Source organism: Pseudoalteromonas sp. H103 (assembly GCF_001469205.1).
GTDB lineage: Bacteria > Pseudomonadota > Gammaproteobacteria > Enterobacterales > Alteromonadaceae > Pseudoalteromonas > Pseudoalteromonas carrageenovora.
Genome location: NZ_LOFG01000017.1, coordinates 105,415 through 117,118, shown reverse-complemented (window position 1 = coordinate 117,118; position 11,704 = coordinate 105,415). Strand labels below are relative to the sequence as shown.

At 39.2% G+C, this 11,704-nt stretch carries 7 protein-coding genes and 1 tRNA gene; 2 read left to right on the top strand and 6 right to left on the bottom strand.

Annotation, left to right across the window (positions count from 1 at the left end; translation table 11 throughout):
* Nucleotides 1-15: 15 nt before the first annotated feature.
* Both ATS74_RS14930 and ATS74_RS14925 read right to left on the bottom strand, forming a co-directional pair.
* The gene (locus ATS74_RS14930; RefSeq protein ID WP_058549664.1) at nt 16-2,289 is read right to left on the bottom strand and encodes a TonB-dependent receptor domain-containing protein; all 2,274 of its coding nucleotides are present in this window, start codon (nt 2,287-2,289) and stop codon (nt 16-18) included.
* A gap of 195 nt (nt 2,290-2,484) precedes the next feature.
* Nucleotides 2,485-3,528: an alkene reductase gene (locus ATS74_RS14925; protein WP_058549663.1), complete on the bottom strand. Its 1,044-nt coding sequence runs from the start codon at nt 3,526-3,528 to the stop codon at nt 2,485-2,487.
* Nucleotides 3,529-3,755: 227 nt separating this feature from the next.
* Here ATS74_RS14925 and ATS74_RS14920 point away from each other — a divergent pair, with 227 nt between their 5' ends.
* The gene (locus ATS74_RS14920) at nt 3,756-4,145 is read left to right on the top strand and encodes a DUF2750 domain-containing protein (RefSeq protein WP_058549662.1); all 390 of its coding nucleotides are present in this window, start codon (nt 3,756-3,758) and stop codon (nt 4,143-4,145) included.
* Nucleotides 4,146-4,515: 370 nt separating this feature from the next.
* Here the strand turns inward: ATS74_RS14920 and ATS74_RS14915 are convergent, their stop codons facing one another.
* Both ATS74_RS14915 and ATS74_RS14910 read right to left on the bottom strand, forming a co-directional pair.
* Complete coding sequence (locus tag ATS74_RS14915; protein WP_058549661.1) at nt 4,516-5,385, bottom strand: alpha/beta fold hydrolase; 870 nt, start codon at nt 5,383-5,385, stop codon at nt 4,516-4,518.
* Nucleotides 5,386-5,671: 286 nt separating this feature from the next.
* Nucleotides 5,672-6,997 carry an OprD family outer membrane porin gene (locus tag ATS74_RS14910; RefSeq protein ID WP_058549660.1) on the bottom strand — a complete coding sequence of 442 codons (1,326 nt, stop codon included), beginning with the start codon at nt 6,995-6,997 and terminating at the stop codon, nt 5,672-5,674.
* A 456-nt stretch (nt 6,998-7,453) separates the two neighbouring features.
* On the opposite strand from ATS74_RS14910, the gene ATS74_RS14905 reads away from it, so the two are divergent.
* Nucleotides 7,454-10,132 carry a CHASE domain-containing protein gene (locus ATS74_RS14905; protein WP_058549659.1) on the top strand — a complete coding sequence of 893 codons (2,679 nt, stop codon included), beginning with the start codon at nt 7,454-7,456 and terminating at the stop codon, nt 10,130-10,132.
* 63 nt (nt 10,133-10,195) lie between these two features.
* On the opposite strand, the gene ATS74_RS14900 is transcribed toward ATS74_RS14905, so the two are convergent.
* Nucleotides 10,196-10,285 (bottom strand) — tRNA-Ser (locus ATS74_RS14900).
* A gap of 166 nt (nt 10,286-10,451) precedes the next feature.
* Nucleotides 10,452-11,492 carry a quinolinate synthase NadA gene (nadA, locus tag ATS74_RS14895; protein WP_058549658.1) on the bottom strand — a complete coding sequence of 347 codons (1,041 nt, stop codon included), beginning with the start codon at nt 11,490-11,492 and terminating at the stop codon, nt 10,452-10,454.
* Nucleotides 11,493-11,704: the final 212 nt, after the last annotated feature.

Genomic DNA, 11,704 nt, shown 5'->3' with positions numbered 1-11,704 from the left:
AACGGGTTTATTGGTTTAAAACGTTGCAGTTAACGTAACCGCAGCTGTACGTGGCGCACCAATAAAGTAAGTAGTGCCATTGCCCGTACCGCCCGCTAAGTAACTTTTATCAGTAATGTTATAAACCACAAAAGCAATATCCACAGCTTTAAATGGCCCTGCATTTACATCAGCTGAGTAACCGGCATTTAAATCAACCACAGTGTAGCCATCAACATCTGCGCGCTCACCAGTGTATTTAGCCGATAGCCCAAAACGAAAATCGCCGCTAAAGTAATCGGTTGATAGCACAAATAAGTCATCTACTGAGTCTATTACTTTTTCACCAGCTTCAAACCCGGGTGCATCGCCTTTGTACTCTGAGTCATTATTCGTGTACGAGCTGTATACGCTCCACTGCGCGTTAAGCATATAACTTGCCGCTAGCTCTAAACCTTGCGATTCAATGCCGCCTACATTTAAGTAAGAGCCATTCGTACCTATGGTGTAATCAATACCGCCAGTATCGCTACCCGGTGCTATAAAAGTTATGCGGTTATCAAATTCGATTGAGTACGCTGTTGCCGTGAGTTTTAGCGCGTCGTTTTGATAGCGTACACCTAGGTCAATGTTTTCAGCGGTTTCTGGCTCAATCGCTGATAAATCGGAGCTATCGCGCTCAAGTACACCGTCTTTTATGGCAGCAAAGTTTTCACTGTAACTGGCAAATAACTCGGTTGAATTATTTAATTGATACAAAATACCGCCACTAAATAACACGTCAGAGTCGCTATTAACTTTAGCTGTTGTCGCATTTTGATAATGGTCATACTTTTCAATATCAACAAGGTACTTTTTAACACCTAAGTTAAGCGTAAAATCGCCAAGCGCCATTGAATCTTGCGCGTACCATTTTAGCGTGTCGGTCTCAAAAGTGTTTTTATACTGTGTCCAGTATGGCGTGCTGTCAAAATGGTGGTAAATGCTAGCATTAATCACTTTATGCCAATCGCGTGATTCATCACGGTCGCTTTGCTCATACCAAAAGCCAGCTTCTATATCGTGCATGCCAAAGGTAGCTTGGTAGTTGGCTGTTACACCTAGGCGGTCTTTTTTGTAATGTGTATGGCGGTACGACATAACAGGAGTCGCGGTATTATCGTAACACGCCGGGTTTAAACCAGGGCCAGACTCCCAAGGCCAACTTAAGCTAGCAGTACAGCCCTCATTTGGCGCAAGTGCATTGCCATCGCTGTCTACAAAACCATAAGAGCCAGCATTAGTGCCGCCCTCAGTAGTTGGGTTGCCGTTTTCATCTACTGGGGTCGTTAAATAAGGGGGGATCCAATCGCCTCGTCCAGAATTTTTATGATAATAAGGACTCACAGTAATAAGCGATGTTGGCGAAAGCGCATATTCAAACTTTAAATACGCTAATGTATTTTCACGAAGTGTACCCCAGCCCTCGGCAAACATTTGGTCGTAATGCGGTACGCCTGTCCAGTTCCACGTTAGCTGATCCCACTCTGGTGTTTGTTCAAATTGCTCAAGGCTTACGCTGTTGTAGTTGGTCTCGCTTACATCATCGTAAGATAAACGCCCTGTAATGGTTAAATCTGTAAGCGTTGTTACAAATTTAAGCTCCGCGTGTTGGTTGTCTTTCCCTCCATTACTACCCGAGCCAATCCAGCGGCTGGTATCAGTTTGCGAGTAACTTACATACGCTTGTGTATTGTCAAAAATAGTGCCGGTTTCGTGCTTAACATAATAACGGGTGGCATCATGGCTGCCTGAGGTATAAGCAAATGTAGTGCTTTTATCAAGGCTTGGCGCTTTACTTACAAAGTTAAATGTACCGCCTAGCGCTTCAAGCGAGGCCGACTTAATATCAGAAGTGCCTTGCCCTACTTCTACAGTCGCAAGATTTTCAGTATCTAGGTAGCGGTTAGCTTTAGCACCCCCGCCGTAATTTGAGCCACCATTAGGAATACCATCAACGGTCATCCCTAATTGCTGCTGGTTTGAGTCAATACTAAAACCGCGCATAGTAATGGTTGTAGACCAATCATCGCCACCAAATGCATCGCCTTCGTTTATGCTAATGCCAGGTAAGTTATCGATTACCGATAACACACTCGAAACTGTTGTTTGTTGATCAAGCATTGCAGGTTCAATCACATTATTTGCGTAACTGGTTGGTTTGGCAGTAACGGTAATTTCTTCTATTTCGTTGTCGTTAGCATAAGCGGCTGATGATACAGCCATGGCAATTGCCATACTCAAAACTGATTTATTTGTTAAAGCGTACATTGTTGTCCCGTTTGGTTTTAATTATGAAAAGTAATTATGAAAGCGGGCACAGTATGGTTTTGAAATATGACAACAAAAATGAAGTTTATTGACAGAGTTGTTAAAAAATTGTGGGAGTTTTATGGCTTAATTATGTCGTGGATATGTCAGCCTAGAACTTAAATCCTAGGCTGTATTATTTAAAACTAAACTATTTTAAATCAGTTTAGCAAGCATTTCGTCGTTATAAGCAACAAGCTCTTCGTTGTTTGCAACTTTGCTAATGTAGTCTGGGTTAGCAATAAGTGGGCGACCAATGGCGATTAAATCAAACTTAGCATCGTTAATCGCCTCTTTTGCAGTTTCAAAGCTATAACTACCTACGCCAACTAACGTACCTTGGTACCCTGCTCTTAAAAATTCAGATGTTGTTTTGCCTTCTAAAGAGTCAAAACGCGTGCTGTCGTCAAATATACCGCCGTGTAAATACGCTAGGTCTCTTTTTTCAAGCTCTGGTAGTAGGTAATCAAATACGGCTTTATCGCGGCTATCTTCGCTCATATTAAAATAAGCGCCTGGAGTTAACCTCAATGCAGTGCGCTCATTACCCACTGCCGCTATAACAGCATCCGTTACTTCTAGGGCAAAACGCGACATATTCTCAGGTGTTTGGCCATATTCATCTTCACGTACATTGGCTGCATAATGTAAAAATTGGTCAATTAAGTAACCATTTGCACCGTGAATTTCTACGCCATCAAAGCCTGCTTCCATTGCGTTTTCGGCCGCTTTAGCAAAATCTGCAACCAGCGATTTAATATCGTCAGTTGTTGCAGCTTTTGGCGTAATATAAGTGAGCTCACGCATACGTGGTACTGAGCCTTCCACGCCAATTGCCGATGGCGCCAATACATCGCCATCAAAAAAGTGAGGATGCGCAACACGGCCAACATGCCAAAGTTGTGCAAACATTTTTCCGCCATTGGCATGCACTGCGTCAGTTACTTTCTTCCAACCTTGTATTTGCTCACTGGTAAATAGCCCCGGTGTATTTGGGTAACCTTGCGCATCTGGGCGAATAATAGTGGCTTCGCTAATAATTAAACCTGTTTGTGCGCGGCGTGCATAATATTCAACCATGTCTTGAGTAGGCACTAAATTATCATCGGCCATACAACGTGTTAAAGGCGCCATAAGTACACGGTTTTGAAGCTCAAGTGTGTCGTTTAATTTAAACGGTGAAAGTAAATCAGTAGTCATTCTTTTCAATCCTTATTTAAAGTATGTGTATGAGATGAGGTCTTTTTAAATACATTCAAGAGTAATTTTGAATGATCGCTCAAATTTATGAGGACTTATACTGATCAATACTAAAATTAGATCTGCGAGGATGAAATTAAATAGTAACTTTTCAACACTCTGTCATATAACTCGATATACTTGTACGCTATACATTAATAATCTATAGCAACTAGAGTGAGCCAATCATGACGAGCGAAAATGCAACCGAACAACAAGCAGTAATTTTAGGCCTTGGGGCAAAAAAGCGACTCGCGTTTATGTTCGAAACCGTGCAGCAATACAAGCAAGTGTGGATTTTAAATGATGACGATGGCTGCGTTATGCTTACCAACGAAGACGACGATTGCGTACCTGTGTGGCCAACGCGCGAATTTGCCCAGGCATGGGCCACAGGTGAATGGGAAGGCTGTACACCAAAAGCAATCCCAACTGTAGATTGGTTTAGCCGCTGGACACCCGGACTTGAAGAGGACGACTTACTTATCGCTGTATTCCCAACCGAGGAAGACGACGGCACTATTTTATTTCCTGATGAATTTGAAAAACAGCTAAAAGCACCAAAGAAAAAGTACTAAGTAACTAGGGCGTGTTGATGTTTGCGGATTGAAATTTGTTCAATCTAGGGGCGATTAAATCGCGGCGCGAGGTTTGTAACCTAGTGGGCTCGGTAACTGCTCCTGCGTTACCCTACTGGCTTACATCCATGTAAGAATAAGTAAAAACCGAGCAACAAAGAGTTTATTGCCCCTAGGAAGAACCCGAAGGGCAGCGCATGTTTAGCATTTATGCTGCGTTATCGCCTATTTGTGTGGAATAACCACACTTCATAGGCTCTGCCTTGCCTAAAAACCAAACACACTGCTGCAAATTCAACCATCAAAGATCAACACGCCCTAGCATAACTTTAATTAGTTTATAAACGCGGCTTTAAAATAGCCACGTTTTTTATATCTGCTTTCTAAAATTTAAATAAGCAAAAGTTATAGCCTTAGCATCTTCTATTTGCGGGTAGTGCCCAAGTTCAACAAACCCTTGTACGCGCGCATTTGGTACTTTCTTTTTATAGTGCTCAAGCATGTGTTTGCCTGATATTGGGTCTTGCTCACCAGCAATAAACGTAACCGGTATATCGCTATTAATAATGGCCCCAACCCAGCGCTGCTCGTTTTGTTTTCGCTGTGTAATATATTTAATTAGCATGGGCATAACACGTAAACCATTGTTATATATTAACAACGCCCAAAGCGTATCAATTACCAAAGGGGCTGGTGGCGTGTTTTTACCAAAAATAGTGGTTAAGTTTTTAACAAACTTTTGTTTGCTCATTAGCTTAGGTACTATCCAGCCAAGTTTTGAAAGTAGCAGCTTTTGTATAAATAAGGGTTTATGTACGTGTGGAAATAGCCCGCCATTTAAAAAGCACACACTGTTAATGCGTATTTCACTTTTGGTAGCAACTTGTCTTGCTAATAGCTCTTGCGCCACGGTATCACCATAATCGTGGGCTAGTATGTGTACATCGGTAATATTTAAACGCTTTAAAAATTGCGTGTATAAATCAGCCTGCTCTGTAATTTTATAAGGTGCGTTTATTGGTTTATCCGAAAGCCCAAAACCCAGCATATCAAGTGTTACTAAAAAATAGTGTTTACTGAGTTCATCCCACATACCTTCCCAGTCCCAGCTAGCACTTGGAAAGCCATGAATTAAAAGTAGCGCGGGGTTATTTGCATCCCCCGCTGTTTTAGTAAAAATTTGATTGGCATTTATATCAATAAACTGCCCGTTTGTTTGCCACTGCGAAAGCGTATACATAGGCTGCTACCCATTAATTTTTATTATTGTAATGGTTAGTTTTATCACAAGAGCTACACACAGAGGTAGGGTGTTTTGATCTTTGCAGGTTGAAATTTGTCCAATTTAGAGGCGATTAAATAGCGGCACAAGGTTTGTAATCTAGTAGGTTCGGTAACTGCTCCTGCGTTACCCTACTGGCTTACATCCCGTAAGAATAAGTAAAAGCCGAGCAAAGCTTCCGCGTCTTGCTCACGCCCTAATATAACTAATTCATAAAATTCGCATTGGTTTGTTAAAAGTAATTTTAAAATTTAATAGTGTAATCCATATATACTCGATGATCGGCCCTGTCACCTTTAACACCATCAACACTGCCTGTTTTTTCGGTTGTGTAATCTACAAACAACCAACGTAAGCTTAAGCCTTTTATTGCCTCAACTCTATAACGAGTATCTACAGCCCAGTATTTTTCATCTGCCGTACCACCGGCTTTTCCAATAGCTGAATTTTCTGCATCACTACCGCTTGTGTAATAAAACTTAGTGGTTAAACCCGATGTAACGGCTTTTAAATTAATACCTATACGCGCCTGCCAGGTTACTTCGTTTTGGTTTGTTAAATCGGCACCAATTAATGATCGTGTAGGAAATGGATTAGTACCGTGATCGCCACTAAAGTTATCTTCTATCCATGCATCGCTTACCTTGGTAAACGCCGCACCCAATGTCCAAATACCTTTTTTCCAGTTAGCATCTAAGTAGTAAGCAAATCCATCATTTTCACTTTGAGTTAAACCAGTAATTGCGTCAGATACATCTTCATCATCTAAATCGCCTCCTTCTGCGCCGGTTACAAATAAATCACCGTCGTCTTTTGAGGTAAACACGCCGCTTGAAAGTGTTAACTTGCTTTGCTCAAGTTTAATATCGTAACTGGCTGTTAAACCCATTTTACTTAGGTAGTCGTGAGAGTTTAAATATTCAGCGTCAATTTTAAGTGCATTTTTTTTGTAACTTGCGCCTACACCCCAAATTACACTTATAGCGCCATTGTGAGATTGATCGGTTGAAAAATCTTCCCATTTGTCATCGTGGCGGCGGCTCCATTTATCATAAGCGTAACCATATACTTTGGTATTGCCCATTTTGTAATCGCCAAATACACCTCTAAAGGTATTTGGGATAGCACGGCTGCCTGAACTTTTTAAAAACATGCTTTTTGTTTTTTGCCCACCTATTTTAACATGGCCTTTGTCACCTAATTTAAAATCAATAAAGTATTGGCCAAATTTAGAAAAGCTATCGTCTACACCGCCTTTTTCATCCCCTGCAGGTAAAATATTATTTTGCGCGCTACCGGTTGAGTTGTAATTGAGCACGGTATAGTTAGACACTCCAAAGCTAATTAAGTCATTAAAATAGCCCGACTGATAATTGAGCTCTATACCTTGTGCAAAGGTTGAATCGTCACTGGCGTCGTTATCGTAATCGCGGTCAAAATAAATTGACCTTAATTTAATATTAAATTCGTCTTGCTCAGTAAGTCCATTAATAGAAGCATACGAAGGAATTGAAACACAAATTAACACCACACCTGTTATTGCAAATATTCTCGAAAACTGTTGAGCCATATTTATCTCCGCTACCTTGTTTTAATTACGGTTTTATATTGCTCTAAAGCAACTAATCTTTTACTCATACGCCAAGCTAGCACCAAAATAACTATAGATTACTTTCTCAAGAATTAGACATTTAACAATGTTTTTTGCATAAATTATCTGTACAAGTTAGAAGATTAGGCTCTACACATACTTTTAAGCGTACGTAATCATCATCAACGTATCCCGAAACATAAGAAAAAATGCGTCTAAAATTACGGGCTTCGTGACTCTTTAAATATCAGAAATATAATTTATAAATAACTTAATACATATAAATTACTTACAGAAATAAATCAGCGCCAAGCTCCTATTAAATATATAGTTATTAATTACGAACAAAGTTGTATCCTCTCTAAAAAGTGCTATATTTATCACGGTATTAAAATAGAAACACACCTACTGCGACTCATAAAAAAGGATTGATTAATGACTCAAGCACGGCCGGTTAATAAAGGGTTATTAATCTCATTGCTTCCTCACGTCATTTTATTAGTTGCGGGCATCATACTTACCTACTTTGCTCATATTAAACATCAAGAAGCTTTAAACAATAAGATAAACAATGCACTTGATAACCGCCTCTCCTCGCTTTCTACAGGTATTAACAGTAGGCTCGATTTGTATCAATATGGGCTATTTGGTTTAAAGGGCTTTGTACATGGTATAGGTGCAAATAACCTAAACTATCAAGCCATATTTAACTATTCTGGTAGTCGTAACTACGCTAAAGAATTCCCTGGAGCTAATGGTATTGGCTTTATAAAAAAAGTTGGCGTTGAGCAATTAAATCAATTTTTAAGCGATGCAAAAAACGATAGACCCGATCAAACATTTAATTTAAATACACTCGTAGCATCTAGTGATGAGCATTTTATAATTCAATATATTTTTCCTGAGCAAAAAAATATACAAGCAATTGGGTTAGATATTGGATCAGAGAGTATGCGCAAACAAGCAGCACTAAATGCTGCCTTAAATAATACAGCTCAATTAACGGCCCCACTAACTTTAGTACAAGCAGATAAACTCTCCCATCAAGGCTTTTTAATATTAGTGCCAATATATAAAACCATTACTATTTCTGATAATAAAAAACAGCGACTTAATGAGCTTTTAGGTTGGGCATATTCTCCGTTATTAATCGATAAAATTTTAGACTCACTTGCACATCTTGATGAAAATCAACTAACGATAAGTGATATAAATAACAATACTGAGACTGATTTTTTTAGTTACGGCATAAAAAGCGAAACTAACCATTATCAATTAACTAAAATAATAAAATTAATGGGTAGAACGTGGAAAATTACCATTAATGCCTCAGATGCCTTTATTTATAATCTTCATCTTCCTAGTCGTTATCAAGCCATTGTTAATGGCTCTTTTGCCACTATTGGCTGTATGTTTATCGCTTTTTTAATGCAATTGTTTATTTTTAGAAGAAGCCAAAGAATTAAAAGAAAAGCGCTTCAGGCTAAAAAAAATAAGCTCGCATTACAGCAAGCCAATTTAAAACTAGAAAGCGAAGTTAAACAACGTACGCAAGAAATAGCCGATATGAGTATGTTACAGCGCAGTATTGTAAACAGCACTAGCTACTCAATTATTGCAACCGACTTACAAGGGGTTATTACTTTATTTAACCCTGCAGCGGAGAAATTATTAGGTTATAAAGCCGATGATATTATTGGCATTCAAAGCCCAAGTATTTTTCATTTAAAAGAAGAAGTTGTAAATAAAGCAACGTTACTCACAAAAGAGTTAAACCACCCCGTTACCCCTGGTATTGAAGTACTAACGATTAAAGCAACATCAACCACTCCAGATATTAACCAATGGACATACGTCACCCAAAATGGCCAACACATACAAGTTAATTTAAGCGTTACTTCTTTATTAAATAACGAAGGCGATACCGTTGGCTATTTAGGTATTGCGTATGATTTAACTGAGCAAATTGACCACGAACAAGCGCTCGGTCACGCAAAAGAACTTGCTGAACAAGCATCGCAGGCTAAGTCTGAATTTTTAGCAAACATGAGCCACGAAATACGAACCCCCATGAACGGTATACTTGGCACATTACAACTATTACAAGAACAACCGCTTAATGAAAAATCAAAAGAGTATTTAAAAAAATCACTGTATTCAACTCGAGCGCTTACCACCATTATTAATGATATTCTTGATTTTTCTAAAATTGAGGCAGGTAAATTATCTCTTGAGCATAAGCCTTTTGATTTATTTGAACTTATTCATCATTTAGAGTCTGATTTAGCCCTACAAGCACACGATAAAAACATATACCTTAAATTTGAAATTAATATTAAACATAAATTCTGGATTGGCGACCCAGTTAGATTAAGACAAATATTTTTAAATTTAATTTCCAACGCAATTAAGTTCACCTCACAAGGCGGTGTAACGATAAGCTTTAACTTAACGGATGAAAAAAGAATATGTTGCAAGGTCTCAGACACAGGTATAGGAATATCAGAGCAAGCAATTGAACGCTTATTTGAGCGCTTTGAACAAGCAGAAAAATCAACCACTCGTGAATATGGCGGCACTGGCCTTGGTTTACCTATCACTAAATCGTTAATCAGTTTAATGCATGGCGAAATAAAAGTATTAAGCCAGTTAGGTTCTGGTAGCCAGTTTTACGTCTACCTACCTTTAGAGCAAGCTAAAGTAGACGAAAGCGAATTAAAAATAAGCAGTGCAGAATTTCCTGACTTATCAGAAAAAATTATTTTATTAGCAGAAGATAATAAAATAAACCAACTAGTAGCCTCAGCCATGCTTGAACCTACTAAAGCAACAGTTGTAATAGCCAACAACGGCTTAGAAGCAATTGCACTGTACAAGTCGCATAAGCCCGACATTATTTTTATGGATATACAAATGCCTAAAATGGACGGACTTGAAGCGTGTAAACAAATTAAAGTACTTGATAGTGAGCAAGTTGTTATTGCATTAACTGCGAATGTGTTTACAGAACAAAAAGAAATATACAAACAATTATTTGATGGCTATGTGTCGAAGCCAATAGAAAAACATGAACTTATTGCCATTTTATCAACTCTTGATTTAGTCGATAGTTAATTTAGGCATTAAAAAACCCAGTTAATACATCTTCCGATATAAATAACTGGGTTCTTAGAATAATGGTGGAGAGAGAGGGATTCGAACCCTCGTTAGGGATTAACCTAAACACACTTTCCAGGCGTGCGCCTTCAGCCACTCAGCCATCTCTCCAAAGTGTTGCACTGCAACAGCGCGTTATAGTATGAAATAGGTTACACAGGTGCAAGGCATTTTTAAGTTTGCACCGTTAAATGCCTATTTATCAACCAGTAATTTATAAAAGGTATAAAAAAACGGCTAAACCAATAGGCTTAGCCGTTTTTATACATTGGGATAATTACTTAGCCATGTTTGCTGTAAAGTCCAACATGCGGTTAAGTGACTTAAGCGCGCCTTCACGTAAGTCCATATCTACAAATATTTCCTTACCTTTAGGGTCGATTAAAGCTTCTTCAATCGCTTTTAAGCCGTTCATTGCCATCCAAGGGCAATGAGCACAACTTTTACAAGAAGCGCCCTCACCGGCTGTTGGAGCTGCAAAAAACTCTTTTTCTGGGCATAACTGCTGCATTTTATAAAATATGCCACGATCAGTGGCTACAATAAACTTTTTGTTGTCCATTGTCTGTGCAGCTTTAATTAATTGGCTTGTAGAACCTACGGCATCAGCCAGCGCTACAATTTCTGCCGGCGATTCTGGATGAACCAATACACCCGCGTCTGGGTGTAGTGCTTTCATGTCTTTAAGTGCTCTTGTTTTAAACTCGTCATGTACGATACATGCTCCGTTCCACATTAGCATATCGGCACCGGTATTTTTTTGAATATAGCTACCAAGGTGCTTATCTGGGCCCCAAATAATTTTTTCGCCTTGCTCATCGAGGTGCTCTACTATCTCAAGTGCACATGATGAGGTTACAATCCAATCTGCACGCGCTTTAACAGCCGTTGAGGTATTTGCATACACAACGACTTTACGATCAGGGTGCTCGTCACAAAACGCTGAAAACTCGTCTATTGGGCAGCCAATATCTAACGAACACGTTGCTTCAAGCGTTGGCATAACAACTGTTTTATTTGGCGTTAAAATTTTAGCTGTTTCGCCCATAAACTTTACGCCCGCTACGATGATCATATCGGCATCGTGGCGTGCACCAAAACGCGCCATTTCTAGCGAGTCGGCAACGCAGCCGCCGGTCTCTTCAGCAAGGGCTTGAATTTCTGGATCGGTATAATAATGCGCTACAAGTACTGCATTTTTATCTTTCAGTAATTGTTTAATACGCGCTTTATATTCGCCTTGCTCGTCTTGTGTTAACGGTGCTGGCTTAGGAGGGAAAATATAACCTTCAGGCATAATAGTTTGAGCTAGACTCATGTTCTCGACCACTTATCTACAGTGCATTAATTACGGCGAATTATACGAGAATATAAACATAAATAACAGCAAACTAGCGGGGCTGTTTATAAAAAATAAAATGGGAATTTAAAAAAGAATATAAAGGAAAGTATTAGAGAGTGGTGGGTCATGATGGATTCGAACCATCGACCAATTGATTAAAAGTCAACTGCTCTACCAACTGAGCTAAT